Source organism: Lacinutrix sp. C3R15 (assembly GCF_018860825.1).
Classification (GTDB): Bacteria; Bacteroidota; Bacteroidia; order Flavobacteriales; family Flavobacteriaceae; genus Oceanihabitans.
Genome location: NZ_JAHKPZ010000038.1, coordinates 124,124 through 142,460 on the forward strand (window position 1 = coordinate 124,124; position 18,337 = coordinate 142,460).

Sequence of the window (18,337 nt, forward strand, 5' to 3'; positions counted from 1 at the left end):
AAAATTTAAAAAATCACTCTTTAAATAATTATATTTGAAACAATGAAAGAAAACATTATTTGCGTTTCAGAATCTCCTAAACCCTTATGGGAAACCATTATTGCCGCATTGGCTTTTACTGCTGCTTTTGGTATTATTGTAGCCTCTTTATTATATAACTTTTTCAACATAAGCAATTTTAAAGCGGTTGCCACCATGACAGAAGGTGTTATTTATTTAGTAGGAATAGGTGTAGGGTTTAGCAGACATAAAAAAATATATGTAGATTTAAAAAACTCTAAGTTTAGAGCAACTACAGAAGTTGGCCTTGTTAAAATTGGCAAATGGGTAACCATTAAAAATTACGAATACGTTTCTATTTTCCTGCAATTACTAGCAGATGGAAGCTATATTTTTGAAGTGAATTTATGGTATAATAAAAACAAACACTTCAAGCTTTACGAAAAAAACAGCTTCGAAGATGCACTTGCAGTTGCTTATGATTTGTCTGAAGAACTAAACATACACCTGCTAGACGCTACCATTGCCAACGAATATAAATGGATTGACAAAGAAGCTTTAAAACAAAAGGTTATCTAAACAGAAAAGCGTAACTTTAATAAAGCAATTGTATGAATTAAAAAGTTCCCCACTTTCGTGGGAATAAAATGAGCACTACTTTTAAAACCATAGCTAAATTTCAATATTCTACCGAAGCCCAAATAATAAAAGGGCGTTTAGAGTCTGAAGGTATTCCTGTGTTTTTAAGTGATAATTTCACCATAGACACAGACCCTTTGGTAAGCAACGCTATTGGTGGTGTAAAACTTAAAGTGTATGTAAAAGATGCGCTTAAAGCACAGCATATTCTTACCACTATAGAAAAATATTCTTTAGATGATGCTGGCAATGCCATTACATGCATAAAATGTAACAGCAAACATGTGCAGCTGTTTTCTACAATTACAGATTTTAAATCCTTTTTTTCTTTTTTAGTAGGCTTTCTTTCTGGCACACTTCCCTTTTATACAAAAGACAAATACAGATGTAAAGATTGTAATACAGAGTTTGATATTAAATAATTTTTGTAACAAAACACCTACATAAACTACATATAAGTATAACTATATTATTAGATGCTTCTAAAATATAGAAAAACAAAAAGAAGAATAAACACATGGCTATTCTTCTAACTAAAATATTGTAAGGCAATTATAAAGGTCTTATATTTCAAACTTAATCTTTTATTTATACCAACTATGGAATGGTTTTCTGCTTTAGATTCTTTTGCGCAATTTTTTTGGGTTATTGCAAGTATTGCTTCTTTAATTTTTTTATTTGTTATAATAACCACTTTTGCAGGTATTGATGGTGCAGATGATTTTGAGGATTTAGATACAGGCATAGAATTTCAATTTATTACCTTTAAAAATCTTGTTGGTTTTTTCACCATTTTTGGCTGGATTGGTATTGCATGTAACAATGCTGGATTTTCAAAGCCCGTAACCGTAATTACAGCACTAGGTTGCGGATTACTTATGATGGCAATTATGGCTGTAATGTTTTATTCTATGCGAAAATTAACAGACAGCGGAACCTTAGAGTATAAAAATGCTATTAACGCTATTGGAGAAGTGTATTTAACCATTGGTGCAAACCGAACTAAAATGGGAAAAGTAAGCGTAAGAGTACAAGGTACTTTACGAGAATTAGAAGCACTTACAGACTCTTTAACCGACTTAAAATCTGGTACACTTATACAAGTTGTAGATGTCACTAGCAATGGCATTTTAATAGTAAACGAAACAAAAAAACCTATAGAACCAATTAAACAAAAAACACATGAACTACCTTCTAACACAGGAAATCTTTAATTTAGGATTTCCTATTGCAATTATTTTTGCAGTTTTATTTATTTTCATCTTCTTTATTATTTTAATAAAGCGCTATAAACGTTGTCCTTCAGACAGAATTTTGGTGGTTTATGGTAAAGTTGGTGGTGGGCAATCTGCCAAATGTATTCATGGTGGTGCGGCTTTTATAATGCCAGTAATTCAAGATTATGAATTTCTAGAATTAACACCTATTTCTATAGAAGTAAACTTAGTCAATGCACTGTCTAAACAAAATATTCGTGTAAATGTGCCATCGCGTTTTACTATTGGTGTTTCTACAGAACCTGGAATCATGCAAAATGCTGCCGAAAGACTTTTAGGTTTAAATCAAGATAATATTCAAGAGTTAGCACAAGAAATTATTTTTGGGCAACTGCGTTTGGTTGTAGCTTCTATGGATATTGAAGAAATTAACAACGATAGAGATAAGTTTTTAACTAACATTTCGCAAAGTGTAGAATCGGAGCTTAAAAAAGTAGGTTTAAAACTAATCAACGTAAACATTACAGATATTGTAGATGAGTCTGGATATATTGAAGCTTTAGGAAAAGAAGCTGCTGCGCATGCTATTAATGCTGCTAGAAAATCAGTAGCAGAAAAAACTAGAGATGGTTCTATTGGTGAAGCAAATGCGGTACAAGATGAAAGAACACAAGTAGCTGCTGCAAATGCACAGGCTGTTGAAGGTGAAAATACAGCAAAAATTGCGGTTGCTAATTCTGATTCTTTACGTCGTCAACGTGAAGCAGAAGCAGAACGTGTAGCAATTGCATCAGAAAAAGTACAAAGCGCAAAAGCCCTAGAAGAATCGTATGCTGCAGAAAAAGAAGCAGAAACAGCTAGAGCAGAAAGAGAACGTTCTTCGCAAATGGCAGATGTAATTGTACCTGCAGAAATTGATAAAAAGAAAGTAGAAATTGATGCAGAAGCAGAAGCAGAACGCATTAGAAGAAAAGCAAAAGGGGAAGCAGACGCCATATTATTTAAAGCACAAGCAGAAGCACAAGGGCAATTTGAAATATTAACCAAACAAGCTGCTGGTATGGAACAAATAGTAAAAGCTGCTGGAGATAACTCTAAAGATGCTGTGCTTTTATTAATTGCAGATAAATTACCAGAATTAGTAAGAATGCAATCGGAAGCCATCAAAAACATTAAGATTGATAAAGTTACCGTTTGGGAAAATGGTGGTAGTAAAGACGGAAAATCTTCTACTGCTAATTTCTTATCAGGAATGTATAAATCGGTACCTCCATTGCAAGAAATGTTTAATATGGCTGGAATGGAATTACCAGAATACTTAAAAGGAAAAGATATAAAAACAGACGATACTTCTACAGAAATTATAGAAGATAGTCCTGAAAAATAAAAACACTTTCGTTTTAAAATCCGCTTTTTAGCGGATTTTTTTTTGTCTTTACTTTTTCAATTAATCCTTATATTTACAGAAACCCTAACCTTTATGAAAGCACTAATAAAATTTTTAAGCATTACTTTATTATTAGTAACAATTACTATTTCTGCACAACAAGACCCTGAAATTTTTGATAAGTTTACATCTAAATTCTATACTATTGATGGGTACAAAATCAACGTAGAAGTTTTGGGTAGCGGAGATCCTATTTTCTTTCTTCCTGGAGGTCCTGGAAATTCTCATGATTATATGCAAGGTAATTTTGGGCAATACTACAAAACCAATACTGTGGTGTTTTTTGATTGGCTAGGTCGTGGTAAAAGTGACAATGCAAAAAACGCTTCAGAATATTCGGTAGAAGCAGATGTAGCACTTATAGAAAAACTTCGTAAACTATTAAATTTTGATAAAATTTCACTGGTTGGGCATTCCTACGGAACCGTTCCTGCGCAAGCATACGCCATAAAATATAAAGACCAAGTAGATAAAATGGTACTCATTAATGGGTTTCATTCTGGTGCCATGTGGCAAGCAAATTGCGACAGCTACAACCATTATGCAAAAACACATTTTCCTGAAAAATGGAAACAAGTAGACTCGCTTCGTGCTTTAGGCTACGTTTCTAGCCAAGAACCTTTAAAAACGGTGTATGGCAACTTTCCTACCAAATACATTTATTACCACAATACCAGCCTAAAACAAAACGTACCTAAATATACATACAGAGGTTGGGCTAATGATGTGTATACTACTATTATTGGTAAAGATGGTGATTTTGATGTTTCTGGTAGCATGATTAACCAAGATTACAGACAACAATTAAAAGATGTAAAAGCAAAAACATTAATTGTTGCAGGACGATATGATGGTGTTTCTACTCCAGAGTTTGCAGTACAATACAAAACCTTTATGCCACAAGCACAGTTTGAAATGTTTGAACAAAGTGGGCATAATCCCTATCTAGAAGAACCTGAAAAGTTTTATACAATATTTGAAACTTTTATGAATAAATAAGGTTGCTTACAGCAATACTTCTTCAAAAGATTGCTGTAATATTTTTACAACAGCTTCTATTTCTTCTTCGTTTAGGTGTCCAAAACCCAAACGTATGGCACAAGTACTTTTGTTTTGATATAGTATTGTTTTGGGTAAAAACAAGTTGTTCTTTTTTGCTTTTTCAGCAAGTTTAACAAGAGAAATTCTAGGAGAAAAACACAACCAAACCGCTAATCCTCCTGCTGGAATGTGCCAAGTAGCATATGCTTTAAAGTACATTTGCAAACAAGCACATAAATAATCTCGTCTTTGCTTATATACTGTAATATTCTTTTTAATTAATCGGTGTATTTCTCCTTCAGCAATTAGCTCGGTAAGCATTTGTTTTTGTATCAAATCGCCTTGCTTATCTAGTATTTGCAAATAATTTTTCGCTTCGTTAATAATATTTTCTGGAGCTACTATAAATCCTATTTGAAAACTAGGAAAAAAAGATTGGCCTAGTCTTCCTAAATAGATAACAACACCTGCTCCATCTGCACTTGCCATAGGTACCATTGCAGAACCTTCAAACTGAAAATCATAATCAAAATCATCTTCTATAATAGCAAATTGATATGCTTTTGCCAGTTGTAATAATTGCAATCGTCTTTCGGCACTAAGCGTTACTGTTGTAGGGTATTGTCTATGCGCACATACATAGACGCAGCGAATACTTCCTTTGGTGAAGTTTTTCTCAATAAAATCTACTTGTATTCCATGAGCATCAACAGGAATGGTTTTAATAGTTGCTCCTGCTTGCTGAAAAATCATATTCGATTTGTAATTACTTAAATCGCCAACAAGCACTACATCCTTTTTTTGAATAAGAAGCTGAGACACCATATACAAACTCATTTCGGTACTTCGTGTACTTACTATATTATTAGGTGGTATTTGAAAACCTCTTGTAGCATTTAAATAATTACATAACTGTTTATTAAAAGAGGTATATGATTGTTCTTGGTTTTGGTTCCATCTTGATATTAAAGAAGTACGCTTCATAGATGCACTATACCATTTTGAAAACTGGTATGTAGGATGTAATCTTAAATCGGGTTGCCCATCATTAATAACATATGTACATACCGAAAATTCTTGGGTAGAAGCCAAATGAAAAGAAGATTGAAATGGAAATCCTGCTGTTTTTGGGTAGGTTTTTAGTTTTTCTAAACCTTGTGATGCTGCTTTAATAGCAACGGTTTTCTTATCTGGTTTTAATACAAACGTACCTTTATTAGCAACAATATCTACCCAACCTTGTGATGCTAACTCATCATATACAGCTACTGCAGTATTTCTATTTATAGAAAGTAAGGCACTAAATTTTCTGGTTCCTGGTAACGCTGTACCTTCTGGTAAATAGCCACGCTGTATTGCATTAATAATTTGCTGGGTTATCTGTATATAAATAGAAGTGCTGGGCGACTTTTTAAATTGTATTAAGGTTTTTAATATGTCTTCAACCGGACTATGCATTGTTTTAAAACTGGACTACATTAATGATCCGGAAAGTTACGATTTTTGCAGCGTTAATAAACACTTTTACATTGTATTATGAAATTAAGTCCTTTATATATGTTTCTTGCGCTGTTTTCTATAACAACTCAAGCGCAAGATTTAGAAAAAGAACAACAATTAGATTCGGTTATTATTACTTCTACCAGAATAGATTTACCGTTTTCTAAAAACTCTAGAACCATAACAGTAATTACCCAAGAAGACATTAAAAAAAGCGCAACAACTAATGTTGCCGATTTACTACAACAGGTTGCTGGTGTAGATATAAGAAGACGTGGTACTGCTGGTATGCAAGCAGATTTATACATTCGTGGTGGTGGTTTTGATCAAACCTTACTATTGGTAGATGGTATAAAAATGGAGGATCCGCAAACAGGACACCATACCATGAATATGGCATTACCGCTAGATGTTATTGAGCGTGTAGAAGTTATTAAAGGTCCTGCTGCTCGTGTTTTTGGACAAAATGCTTTTACAGGTGCCATTAATATTGTAACCAAAAAAAATACAGAAAATAGCGTGGCAGTAAATGCGCAAGCTGGATCCTACGGCCAACTCCATGGTGCAGTTATGGTGAGTAGCCAATTAAAAAAATCTTCGCATATTTTTCAGGTTTCTAGAAATACTTCAGAGGGCTACAGATATAATACCGATTATGACAACCAGAATTATTTCATTAAAAGTAGCTTCAATACCAATAACACACCAATAGACCTTATTGCTTCGTTTCAAGAAAGAAAATTTGGTGCTAACGGTTTTTATGCTAGTCCTACAGCAACTAATCAATACGAAGAAACCCAAACTAGTCTTATTGGTATTTCTTCTAAAATTAAAAAAAACAAACTAACCTTAAAACCTAAATTGTACTGGAAACGCAACCAAGACATGTACGTTTTTGTAAGACAAGACCCTTCTATTTACAGAAATTTACACCAAACCAATAAAGTTGGCGCTGCAATAGATGCTTCTTACAAATCTAAAATTGGGGTTACTGGTTTTGGTATAGATGTATCAAAAGTATATTTATCTAGTAATAATTTAGGATCAAGAAATAGGTTTATGACTACCTTGTTTTTAGAACATCGTTTTAGCTTTGCAGATGACAAATTAGATATTACTCCCGGAATTGCGGCTACTTACTTTTCCGATTTTAAATTTCATGCCTTTCCAGGAATAGATGTTGGCTATAAAATAAACAACAACTTAAAAATCTACGGAAACATGGGGTATACCTACAGAATACCAACCTATACCGATTTATATTATACCAGTCCTACAGAATTAGGAAACGAAAACCTAGATCCTGAAGAAGCTATTGCGCAAGAGTTAGGCATAAAGTTTACTACGGGAAATTTTAACCTAAACCTTGCGGCTTTTAACAGAGATTCTAGAAAACTAATAGACTTTGTTAAAGAAAACGAAACCGATCTATGGCAAGCAACAAACATTAGAGATTTAAATACAAAAGGTGTAGAATGTAATGCTTCTTATGGGTTTACACTTGGTTCTTTTAATCAAGCAATGCAAGTTGGTTACACTTTTATAGAAGATGATTTAAAAGCGGTTTCTAACAATTTTTCAAGGTATTCTATAAACTCGTTAAAACACCATGCAACGGCTAGCATACAAACACAGTTTATAAAAAATCTGTCGCAAAATATCATTTATAAATATGCCGAAAGAACTTCTGGAGAAAGTTACGCAGTGGTAGATGCTAGTGTAAATTATACAATAAAAGCAGTAGAGTTCTCACTACTTGCTAACAATATTTTTAATACCGAATATACAGAAACCAACTTGGTGCCAATGCCTAAAGGAAACCTGCTTTTAGGTGTAAAATATGTGTTTAAATAAAACAACCTCGTCTTCTTATTGCTAGACGCTAACAGAAATCACTTCGCCTTATAAAAAAAACAGCATTTTTTTTTATAAGGCTTTTAGTACTACAAAACATATACGCAATTATTGGTGTTTTCCGCTTTGCAAAAAGAGAAGAATCCATACTAATTTTCATTTTTAAAAACGAGAAGAAAGCGCGGTTAAGAAGCTTGATTTTACAAAAAAGAATATCAGATTACTTTGGTTTTAGTAACTTTGGGTTTTTAAATCCATTATATTGAAACTCAACCTTCAAGACATACCTCGTGTAAAAAATATTACTAGAGAAAATTTTATTAAACACTATTTTAAACCACAAAAACCTGTGGTTATAGAGCGTTGTATAGAAGATTGGCCTGCATATACCAAATGGAATTTAGACTATATCAAACAGGTTGCTGGTGATAAAACAGTACCACTGTATGATGATAGACCTGTAGATTACAAAGACGGCTTTAACCAAGCGCACGCCACCATGAAAATGAGTGACTATGTAGACTTACTTAAAACCAAACCTACCAAATACAGAATTTTTCTGTATAATATTTTAAAGGAAGTACCGCAACTGCAAAAAGATTTTACATTTCCAGATTTTGGCTTAAAACTCATGAAAGGCTTACCAATGCTTTTCTTTGGCGGAAAAGATTCGCATACATTCATGCATTATGATATTGATTTAGCTAATATTTTTCACTTTCATTTTCAAGGCACCAAACAATGCATCTTGTTTAATCAAGAACAAAATAAATACTTATATAAAATACCTCACTCTTTAATTGTTAGAGAAGATATCAATTTTTCTAATCCAGACTTTAAAAAATGGCCTGCCTTACAACACGCTAAAGGCTATACTACAGAACTTAAACATGGCGAAGTTTTATATATGCCTGAAGGCTATTGGCACTACATGAAGTATTTAACTCCTGGTTTTTCTATGAGTTTACGTGCTATTGCTAGAAACCCAAAAAACCTTAGCAAAGCAATTTATAATATTATAATCATGAGGCACTTTGATAACTTAATGCGAAAACTAAAAGGACAAAAATGGATAGACTATAAAAACAAACAAGCAATTACTAAAACTAATAAAAATTTTAGCTAATTTTACCCCCTTTTAATACTAAAAATTTATAAATGAAAAATATCTTATTACTTATCACTTTACTAAGTGTTAGCTTTTTACACGCACAATCTTTTTCTGGTAATGGTGACCAAAAAGTACAAATTGGTGCAAATTTTCAAGACAATGCCACTAGTATTTTTGCTAGTTATGATTATGGATTAGGTGAAAACTTCTCTATAGGTGTTGCCTCTAGCTATGCTTTAGGTATTAATAATACCTATATTGATAAAGCTTTTGCAGATAGATTTGATATCGCAGCGCGTTTTAATGCCAATATAGGAAACGTAATAAACATTGATGATGCCTTTGATTTATATCCTGGGTTACACCTTGGTTTAAAGAATTTTGGTACACACTTAGGTGCTCGTTACTTCTTTACAGATGGTTTTGGTGTTTTTACAGAATTAAATGTACCTCTGGCTAAATATGATACTGGTGATTTAGAACCTTCAGAAAAATTACACAACCAATTTACAGTAAACGCTGGTATAGTGTTTAACTTGTAAGAAAACATCTACTACAAAACAAAAAGAGCATAAACTTATGCTCTTTTTTTATGCTTACATTTTAAAAATCAAGATTTCAAATAAAAAAAACATGCATTTCATCGAAAAAAAGATGCATTTCATGGAAACTAAAATTATTTATTCGAAATTTGATGTAAATATAACACCCCAAAACCTACTAACATGAAAACATTCCTACACTGTTATTTTGTTGCAGTCCTATTTACTATTTCTACCTATGCAAATTACAATAAGTCTGGCAACAATATAACTACAGCCTTTGCTCCTCCAGAAGAAGAACTAACTAATTTTACTTACGAAATCTATAACGGACCATCTACCACTAAAACATTTAGTATAGATGATGGTTTACTCTTAACAAGGCCGTATACAGTAATAGCTCCATCAGGATATGAAGTATCTACTTCTGCTAGTACTAATTTTGCAGATCAAATTGTAATTTCAGGCGCACTTATCTCCTTAGGCCCAGTTACTGTTTATGTTCGCTTAAAAGCCAACCTTATTATTGGCACATATAGTGGAAACATTACAGTTACTGCTCCAGAAACAACCGTAGCTATTTTTACATATCCTGCCATAAACTATACAGTATCGGTTACAGGAGAAGTTACCAGAAAAGAAACAATATGGAGCAATGGTGCATGGACTAATGGTACACCAACTTTAGAAACCACAGCTATATTAAATGACAACTACCATACAGATACATATGGAAACCTAGAAGCTTGGTCTTTAAACATTGCTGCCACCAAAACAGTAACTGTAGCTAATAACAGCTATTTAAGAGTAGAAAAAGACGTTACCGTTAACGGTACACTAGATGTAGAATCTAAAGGGTCTTTTGTACAAGTAGATGACTTAGGTACATTTACAGTAAATACTGGAGGCACCTCAAGAGTTAACAAAGAAACTTCTATTTTAAATAAATGGTATGATTATACCTATTGGAGCTCTCCTGTAAATGGCGCTACTGCAAATACAGCACTTGCTAGTGCTCACCCAAGTATGCGCTACTGGTTTAATGCGCAAAACTATCTAGATGAACTTACAGAAATGAATAATACAGGAACCTATGTTTCTGGTCATGATGATATTGATGACAATGGTGATGATTGGGCTGCCCTTGCTGGATCTTCGGTGTTACAACCTGGTGTAGGCTATGCTGCAACACATTCTAACGCTGGTTTTGTAGCTGGCAACTCCTATACCTATACCTTTACAGGACCTTTTAATACAGGAACCATAACCACTCCTATTTATTATAATGGCGATAATGGCGATTTAGACTGGAATTTTATTGGAAACCCTTACCCTTCTGCTATTAATGTAGAAGAGTTTTTTGCCCAAAACGATGGTATTGTTGGTAAAGCAGTGTATTTATGGTCACATGCAACACCTCCTAGTCAAAATGCAAGTGGTAATCAAACGCTAAACTTTAGTGCAGATGATTATGTAATTATTAACGGAAGTGGTGGTGTTGCTGGTGCTTCGCGTGAAATACCAAGTAATTATATTCCTTCAGGACAAGGATTTTTTATTCAAGGGCTAACAAATGCTAATGCTACCTTTACTAACGTGATGCGCGTTGCAGATGCAACCAGTAATGAGCAGTTTTTTAGAGATGCTAACGCAGCACAGGCAAATAAAATTTGGTTGAACCTTACTAATGAAGAAGGAGTTTTTAACCAAGCACTAATTGCGTATGTAGATGGCGCTACAGATAGTGATGATGGTGATTATTACGATGCCGTTAAAAACCTTTCTGCTGGTTGTGCTGCCGTTATTTACTCAACAATTGCAGAACAAAACAATAAAAAATATGCCATTCAAAGTAAAAATCCGCAAAACTTAAACCCCAACCAATCTATTGCTTTAGGCTTTAAAACCACTATTAGCAACAACACCCAATACACTATTGGTATTGCAAGAAAAGAAGGAGCTTTTTTTAACAACAACACCATTTTTTTAAAAGACAACCTTTTAAATACCACGCATGATTTATCTGCATCTAATTATACTTTTAATGCTACTTCCGGTGAATTTAATTCGCGTTTTGAAATACTTTTTACTTCAGAAACGCTAAGTACAAATACCAATGTATTACAAGACCAACTTAGTATTATACAGCTTAACAACGCAGAGATTATATGTAAAGTTGACCAAGGAAACACCATTAATAGTGTAGAAGTGTACAATACTTTAGGGCAACTAACAAATACCACAACAACAAAAGCAGCTGCTACAGTTACTATAAACAGTAGTGCGTTAGCAGTAGGTACTTATCTGGTAAAAGTATTGGTAAATAACAAAACCCTAATTACTAAAAAACTGGTAAAGCGCAGCTAAAAAAAAACAGCTTTTACTAAACAAATAAGCCTTAAAATAGTTGTTATTTTAAGGCTTATTGTATTAAACGGTTTACAGCATCATATACCAAAGGACTTTCCCAACCACGATAGAGCAGGTAATCGGCAAGTTTCTTTTTTTTCTTATAAATATTGCTTTCCCTAATGCTTGCCACCTTTTTTTCGGCCAAGGCATTAAAGGTTTCTAAATAATCTTCTTCCGCAATTTCTTTTAAAGCAATATCTATTATAGTCCTGCTAATTTCTTTTTGTTGTAATGCTTGCTTAAGCTTGTTTTTTCCCCATTTTTTTATTCTAAACTTACCAAGCACAAAGGCTTTTGCAAAACGTGCTTCGTTTAAAAAATTGTTTTGTATTAAATGCACCACTATTACATCAATTGCATCCGGAATCATACGCATATTTTTTAACTTTTCTACTACTTCTTTATGGCAACGTTCTTGGTACGCACAGTAGTATTCTAGTTTCTTTTGCGCTTCTTCTAAACTATATGTTTTTAGAGTATGCATAGACATGTACAAACAAATCAAGTTACGGTAAATTAATTATTAATTAACCTAACAAACCAACCCATAACTTAGTGATTAAATATATTTGGCTCTGTTATTTTTAATAAAAACAAAAATAATTATTTAAAAGGAATAAAACGTTACCCTGGCTATATTAACACATGTATTGGCTATTAATATTACGAACAAACAACCGGTCTTTTAAAAAACCCAACTAACACACTAACAAACAACACCTTAAACAAATAAAACATTCTGTTTTTGTATGCTATGTACCGTAAACAAAGGCTTACCACGCAGGTATAAAAAAAAACATAAAACGCTAAAAATTAACCTTTAGGTAACAAAAAAACAGTATAAAACACAAAATAATTACACTTTTTAACTTAAATTGCGCGCTTGTTTGGCAATATATTATCAAGCAAAATTAAAATATTTTCCCTATGACTAAAAACTACGCCCTAAGTTTACTAGCATTCCTATGCGCAATTGTATCTGGTTTTGCGCAGACAACAATAGCTATTCAGGATTTCGAAACTTCGCCTGCCACCCCAACAATGACATACACAGGTGGATCAATAGCAACAGGAACAGGCCCCTATCCTTCTGGAGACAATAATTTTGTAAGTGGTTCGCAGGCAATTGAAGAAAGTAATGGCACTTCAACTATAACTTTTTCAAATGTTGATGCTTCCGCATATACAAATGTTTATTTTACATGTAGATTAGCCTCTTTTTCTGGAACTACAGGAAATGGAGCTGATGGTGCAGATGGGGTTTACGTATATATTAGTAATGATGGAGGAACTACTTGGTTAAGTCAGTTAGAAGTACAAGGAAATAGTAATGCGAGATGGTCCTTTGATACAGGCACAGGAACTGCCTCTACTACATATGATAACAACAACAGCCCTACTGTATTCACCCCTGGTGGTGGTGGTTATAGAACTACTGATGGTTATAGCACAATAGTTATTGACGGTTTACCTAACGTGAATAACCTGAGAGTAAGACTAGTAATGAATAACAATTCTAGTAGTGAATATTGGATTGTAGATGATGCCGAAATTATTGGTACAATTGCTGGCCCAAACATCACCGCAACACCAACAACAATTACAGATTTAGATTATGCTTTTGGTGCAGGACCATCTGCTTCACAAAGTTTTGATGTTACTGGTACATTACTTACTGCAGGCATTGACATTACAGCACCTACAAATTTTGAAATTGCTACTACCGAAACAGGTCCTTATAGTAACACAGTGAATATTTCTGCTTTAAATGCTAATAGTAGCAATACCATTTATGTAAGACTTAAGACTGGCTTAGCATCTACTACGTATTCAGGGACAATTACCATGACTAATGCAACTTCAGGTATAGCAAGCACACCAACAGTTGAGGTTAGTGGAGAAGTATTACCTCCTCCACCTACTAATGACGATTGTAGTGGAGCTATAGATTTAACGCCAAGTTCTGGCACATGCACCTACACTACCTACTCCAATGAAAATGCTACAGATAGTAGTAGTGAAACTGCTCCAGGATGTGCCAATTATCAAGGTGGTGATGTTTGGTTTTCTGTAGTAGTTCCTGCAACAGGAGAAATCACTATAGACACCAATGACATAGGTTTTTCAGACAGCGGAATGGCTCTATATTCTGGGTCTTGCGGAAGCCTTACTCTAATAGAATGTAATGATGATGGCAGTATAAATGGAGCTATGTCTTCTATTACAAGAAACGACTTAACACCAGGAACTACTGTATATATTAGAGTTTGGGAATATGCAGGTAATGATTCTGGAGATTTTGGCATTTGTGTAACCACACCAACACCTTGTGTTGCTCCAACAACACAACCAACTAGTTTAAGCTTAAGTAATATAACTAGTTCTTCCATAGATGGTTCTTTTACAGCAACCACAGCAGACGACTACCTTGTGGTAGTTAGTACCTCAGCGACATTAGGTGCAAACCCTGTAGATGGTACTTCATATACTACAGGAGATTCTATTGGTAGTGGTACTGTAGTACAAAGCAGTAACGCAACTACATTTACAGCAACTGGTTTATCGCAAACAACTCAATATTACTTTTTTGTTTTTGCATTAAACGATTCTAGTTGTGCTGGTGGTCCAACATATAATACAACCATGCCTTTAACAGGAAGTGAAAGTACTGTTTCTGGGCCTTGTTTAGAAGAAGACTTTGAAAGTGGGCTTCCTGGAAGTTACCAAACAAATTCATGGACTTTAGCTTCAGGAACTTGGTCTGGAGCAAATGTTTATGGAGGAAATAATCCGCATACTGGATCTAAAAGTTGCCAAATGAAATCCACATCTGGAGCAAACATTATATCTCCTGATCTAGGTAGTGTACAAACCGTAAATTTTTGGGCAAGAGGTAGTACTAATTCCTCTATAATTCAAGTAAATTACTCGACAGATGGAGGTACTTCATGGACAGCTGCTCCAGAATCTCCATATTCATTAACAACATCACACAATCAATTTACAGCAACAATAAACACAACTTCTAACACAATTATACAGTTTTACAGAACTGAGGGCACTATATATCTTGATGACGTAGAAATTTACTGTGGTACACCTTGCACAACACCTGCAGACCCAACAGGTACTATTTCTGGTGCAACACCTATTTGTGCTGCTAGTACGTCTTTAAGTTTTTCTGGCACAGCACCTACTGATGTTGCTTATTATTGGCAAACTACTTCTTTAGGAGAAGACCTAAGCAATGATGCTTCAAGTAATTTAACCGTAACCACTTCTGGTGATTATTACGTAAGAGCTTACAATACGGTAGGTGGCTGTTGGTCAGACGGAGAAGTTGGTCCTTACACAGTTTCGGTAACAACAGCTACTCCAACTATAAACTCACACCCTAGCGATACTTCTGCAGGAATTGGCGGAAATGCTTCTTTTGTAGTATCTAGTCCTAATGCAAGTAGCTACCAATGGCAAGTCTCTACTAACGGTGGAACAACGTGGACCAACACAGGTACAGATAGCAACTCCCTTACGCTTACCAACGTACAATTAACAGAAGATGGAAATCTTTATCAAGTTATTGTTACCAATGCTTGTGGAAACACGACTTCTAATACAGCAACCCTAACAGTAACTACTTCTACTATTTTTAATCCTGGTGAACTTATTTTTGTAGGTTATGATGGTCAAATTAACGGAAACGGTTCAGAAGATGAGTTTTTAATTGCTACACTTGTAGATATTACTACTGGCACAGAATTTTCATTAGTAAATTCACGTTTTGAAGCTGGAGCTGCTGCTAATGCAAGAACCAATAAATGGGGAGGAGGAAGTAATGACGCAAGTCAAGCTCCTTTTGAAACCAAAATAACTTATACTGGTAGCACCGTAATACCTGCTGGTTCTGTACTTCAATTTGAGGTTACCAACACGGATGCCTTTATCATTTATGCTACAGTAACCGAAGGTACAACTACAACCACAAGAACTAGTGACTTTAATTTTAATGTTGTAAACCCTGGTTTACACGCTAACATTTCTACTTCTGGATCCGATCAACTATACCTAATGCAAGGAGATTTTGTATCTGATGGTTCTATTGATGCCAATGAAGCAAACTATATATTTAATGGTACCTTATTGCATGGTATTACCATTGACACACCATGGGTATCGCTTTCTAGTGCTTGTTCTGGTGGCTCTACAGATGCTAACCGTGTTTCTAGATTACCTGCAGAACTACGTTGCTTTAATGTAGAAAGTGAATATGATATTAGAGGATATTATGAAAATGACAAAGAACATGGGGTAGCTACTATTAGAACAATTGTAAATAATGTGTCTGATTATTCAGGAAACTGGAACATAGGCTCGTATAGTTTCGATCCAACTACTACAACCGCTTCTGATGGAGGTAGAACATTTAGCATTAGCCCAAGTAATCCTGCAGGACAATGGGTTGGTGATGTAGATACCAACTGGTTTAACTGTGCTAATTGGGAATCACTTGCAGTACCTAAACCTACAACAGATGTTATAGTAGATAATAGTGCTATAAATAATGCAGTTATAGACCATACTGCTTCTTACGCAGATGAGGTTAATGAAATAGCCTATGCCAACAACCTAACCATTGCAGGAAATGCTGTAGAAATTTCAGGAAGTATTAATAATGTTCTAGAAGTACATGGCGATCTTTTAATTGATACTCCTGGAGGTGTTCTAGACATGAATGATAATGACAACACCAATGCAGATGGTTATATTAAATTATATGGTGATTGGACAACAAACATAGGAACAACTGGTTTTGATGAAGGGAATGGTACAGTAGAGTTTGCTGGAACAACACCACAAATAATTACAAATACACAAACACCTATTCCTCCTAATATTCCAGAAGAATTTTACAATGTAATACTTAGTAACAACTTTAATACAAACGTATCTAATGATTTATATATGCATGGTAGTCTTACCATTAACTCAGGAAATACATTAACAGTTACAGATAACAGATATGTTTATGTAAATTTAGATGTTACCAATAACGGTATCTTTAATATTGAAAACAATGGATCTTTAGTTCAAGGAGATGATTCAGGTACAAACACTGGTAACATAAGCATGCAACGTACTGCTTCTATTCGTAAAATGGATTACGTATACTGGTCTTCTCCTGTTGCTGGTTTTAACACCAATAACATATCTCCTGCATCACCAACCAGCAGAATTTACAGTTGGAACCCAACAATAACAAATAGCAATGGTAGCCAAGGTAACTGGATTTCTGCTGCTAATACAACCATGACTCCTGGTGTTGGGTATATTGTTAGAGGCCCTAATTCTTTCAGCACAACTGCTGCTGATTACACAGCTACTTTTAACAATGGTGTACCTTTAAACGGAATTATAACTTCTTCTGTTTCTAGAGGAAGTAATCCTGCAGGTTATGACACCAATGATGACGATTGGAACTTATTAGGAAACCCATATCCTTCTGCTATAAACGCAATAGATTTTCTTACATTAAACACAAACCTTGAGGGATATATTAATATTTGGACGCATGGTACTCTACCTAATGCTTCTATTACAGATCCTTATTATTATGATTTTGCTGCAAATTATGATGAAAACGACTACCTAACTTATAACAGTGCAGGTTCTTCTGCTGGACCTAGTACTTTTAATGGTGATATAGCTGCTGCACAAAGCTTTATGGTAAATATGGTAGATGGGGCTGCTGCTTCAGAAACAGTTACTTTTAACAACTCTTTACGTGACATTAGCTTAAATAATTCTGAATTTTACAGAACTGCAAATACAGAAAAACACAGAATCTGGTTAGACCTAGTTCCAGAAGATCAACCTGCAAGAAGAATTTTAGTTGGTTATGTAGAAAACGCAACTATGCAAGTAGACAGAATGTATGATGCACAATCTGAACTAGATAGCAATAAAAACTTCTATTCGGTTATAAGTAATGAAGCTTATAAAATACAAGGTCGTGCATTACCATTTGTAGATACAGATGTTATTCCTTTAGGTATAAACGCAACAAGCGCTTCTAATTATACCATTGCTCTTTTTGCTGTAGATGGTTTATTTGAAAACAGTGAACAAAACATTTACCTTAAAGACAACACTTTAGGACACATACACCATTTAAATAATGCACCATATACCTTTGCACTAGATGCAGGAACACATAACAACAGATTTGAAATTGTATTTAATAACAACTCTTTATCTATAGAAGAAAACCAATACAACAACAGCTTAACTATAGTAGAACAACAAGATGGTAGCGTAGAATTTAGCACAGCTAAAGACTTACAAATTAAAAACGTAAAAATCTATGATGTATTAGGTAGGTTACTTTACAACCTAAACGGAAACAACAGTACAGAAAACTATATGCTAAATAATTTAAGCCAAGCCACTTATGTAGCCAAAGTAACATTATCTAATAATACGGTAATTACTAAAAAAGCGGTGAAAAGAAAATAACAATACAAAGTATTTCTTTTTATAACAAAAGGTTTAACCAATGTGGTTAAGCCTTTTGTTT

Annotated in this window: 12 protein-coding genes; 10 read left to right on the forward strand and 2 right to left on the reverse strand. The window is 34.3% G+C overall.

Going from position 1 to position 18,337, the window contains the following annotated elements:
- The first annotated feature begins 42 nt into the window (after positions 1 to 42).
- The 5 genes from KO494_RS15320 (at position 43) to KO494_RS15340 (ending at position 4,302) form a co-directional block, all read left to right on the forward strand.
- The gene (locus KO494_RS15320; RefSeq protein ID WP_215968494.1) at positions 43 to 579 is read left to right on the forward strand and encodes a hypothetical protein; all 537 of its coding nucleotides are present in this window, start codon (positions 43 to 45) and stop codon (positions 577 to 579) included.
- A 68-nt stretch (positions 580 to 647) separates the two neighbouring features.
- Positions 648 to 1,061, forward strand: a complete 414-nt coding sequence (locus KO494_RS15325) for a putative signal transducing protein (protein WP_215968495.1) — start codon at positions 648 to 650, stop codon at positions 1,059 to 1,061.
- 177 nt (positions 1,062 to 1,238) lie between these two features.
- Positions 1,239 to 1,853, forward strand: coding sequence for a hypothetical protein (locus tag KO494_RS15330; protein WP_215968496.1), 615 nt, complete (start codon positions 1,239 to 1,241; stop codon positions 1,851 to 1,853).
- The gene (locus tag KO494_RS15335) at positions 1,822 to 3,243 is read left to right on the forward strand and encodes a flotillin family protein (protein WP_215968497.1); all 1,422 of its coding nucleotides are present in this window, start codon (positions 1,822 to 1,824) and stop codon (positions 3,241 to 3,243) included. Before KO494_RS15330 ends, KO494_RS15335 begins: the two co-directional genes overlap by 32 nt.
- 93 nt (positions 3,244 to 3,336) lie before the next feature.
- Positions 3,337 to 4,302, forward strand: a complete 966-nt coding sequence (locus KO494_RS15340; protein WP_215968498.1) for an alpha/beta fold hydrolase — start codon at positions 3,337 to 3,339, stop codon at positions 4,300 to 4,302.
- A gap of 6 nt (positions 4,303 to 4,308) precedes the next feature.
- Here KO494_RS15340 and KO494_RS15345 read toward each other — a convergent pair whose 3' ends face one another.
- Entirely contained in the window at positions 4,309 to 5,802 is a 1,494-nt protein-coding gene (locus tag KO494_RS15345; RefSeq protein ID WP_215968499.1) for a PLP-dependent aminotransferase family protein, read from the reverse strand.
- Positions 5,803 to 5,880: 78 nt separating this feature from the next.
- Between KO494_RS15345 and KO494_RS15350 the strand changes: the two genes are divergently transcribed.
- From KO494_RS15350 to KO494_RS15365, 4 genes are all read left to right on the forward strand, one after another.
- Complete coding sequence (locus KO494_RS15350; RefSeq protein ID WP_215968500.1) at positions 5,881 to 7,698, forward strand: TonB-dependent receptor; 1,818 nt, start codon at positions 5,881 to 5,883, stop codon at positions 7,696 to 7,698.
- A gap of 262 nt (positions 7,699 to 7,960) precedes the next feature.
- Positions 7,961 to 8,824, forward strand: a complete 864-nt coding sequence (locus KO494_RS15355) for a cupin-like domain-containing protein (protein ID WP_215968501.1) — start codon at positions 7,961 to 7,963, stop codon at positions 8,822 to 8,824.
- Between the two features lie 32 nt (positions 8,825 to 8,856).
- Positions 8,857 to 9,351 (forward strand): DUF6646 family protein, encoded by a 495-nt coding sequence (locus KO494_RS15360; RefSeq protein ID WP_215968502.1) that lies wholly within the window; start codon positions 8,857 to 8,859, stop codon positions 9,349 to 9,351.
- A 183-nt stretch (positions 9,352 to 9,534) separates the two neighbouring features.
- Complete coding sequence (locus tag KO494_RS15365; RefSeq protein ID WP_215968503.1) at positions 9,535 to 11,718, forward strand: T9SS type A sorting domain-containing protein; 2,184 nt, start codon at positions 9,535 to 9,537, stop codon at positions 11,716 to 11,718.
- 55 nt (positions 11,719 to 11,773) lie between these two features.
- Here KO494_RS15365 and KO494_RS15370 read toward each other — a convergent pair whose 3' ends face one another.
- Positions 11,774 to 12,247, reverse strand: coding sequence for a regulatory protein RecX (locus KO494_RS15370; RefSeq protein ID WP_215968504.1), 474 nt, complete (start codon positions 12,245 to 12,247; stop codon positions 11,774 to 11,776).
- 443 nt (positions 12,248 to 12,690) lie between these two features.
- Here KO494_RS15370 and KO494_RS15375 point away from each other — a divergent pair, with 443 nt between their 5' ends.
- The gene (locus KO494_RS15375; protein WP_215968505.1) at positions 12,691 to 18,276 is read left to right on the forward strand and encodes a T9SS sorting signal type C domain-containing protein; all 5,586 of its coding nucleotides are present in this window, start codon (positions 12,691 to 12,693) and stop codon (positions 18,274 to 18,276) included.
- Positions 18,277 to 18,337: the final 61 nt, after the last annotated feature.

Coding starts and splice junctions, on each gene's coding strand:
- KO494_RS15320 (WP_215968494.1), top strand. CDS start 43: ATGAAAGAAAACATTATTTGCGTTTCAGAATCTCCTAAACCCTTATGG.
- KO494_RS15325 (WP_215968495.1), top strand. CDS start 648: ATGAGCACTACTTTTAAAACCATAGCTAAATTTCAATATTCTACCGAA.
- KO494_RS15330 (WP_215968496.1), top strand. CDS start 1,239: ATGGAATGGTTTTCTGCTTTAGATTCTTTTGCGCAATTTTTTTGGGTT.
- KO494_RS15335 (WP_215968497.1), top strand. CDS start 1,822: ATGAACTACCTTCTAACACAGGAAATCTTTAATTTAGGATTTCCTATT.
- KO494_RS15340 (WP_215968498.1), top strand. CDS start 3,337: ATGAAAGCACTAATAAAATTTTTAAGCATTACTTTATTATTAGTAACA.
- KO494_RS15345 (WP_215968499.1), bottom strand. CDS start 5,802: ATGCATAGTCCGGTTGAAGACATATTAAAAACCTTAATACAATTTAAA.
- KO494_RS15350 (WP_215968500.1), top strand. CDS start 5,881: ATGAAATTAAGTCCTTTATATATGTTTCTTGCGCTGTTTTCTATAACA.
- KO494_RS15360 (WP_215968502.1), top strand. CDS start 8,857: ATGAAAAATATCTTATTACTTATCACTTTACTAAGTGTTAGCTTTTTA.
- KO494_RS15365 (WP_215968503.1), top strand. CDS start 9,535: ATGAAAACATTCCTACACTGTTATTTTGTTGCAGTCCTATTTACTATT.
- KO494_RS15370 (WP_215968504.1), bottom strand. CDS start 12,247: ATGCATACTCTAAAAACATATAGTTTAGAAGAAGCGCAAAAGAAACTA.
- KO494_RS15375 (WP_215968505.1), top strand. CDS start 12,691: ATGACTAAAAACTACGCCCTAAGTTTACTAGCATTCCTATGCGCAATT.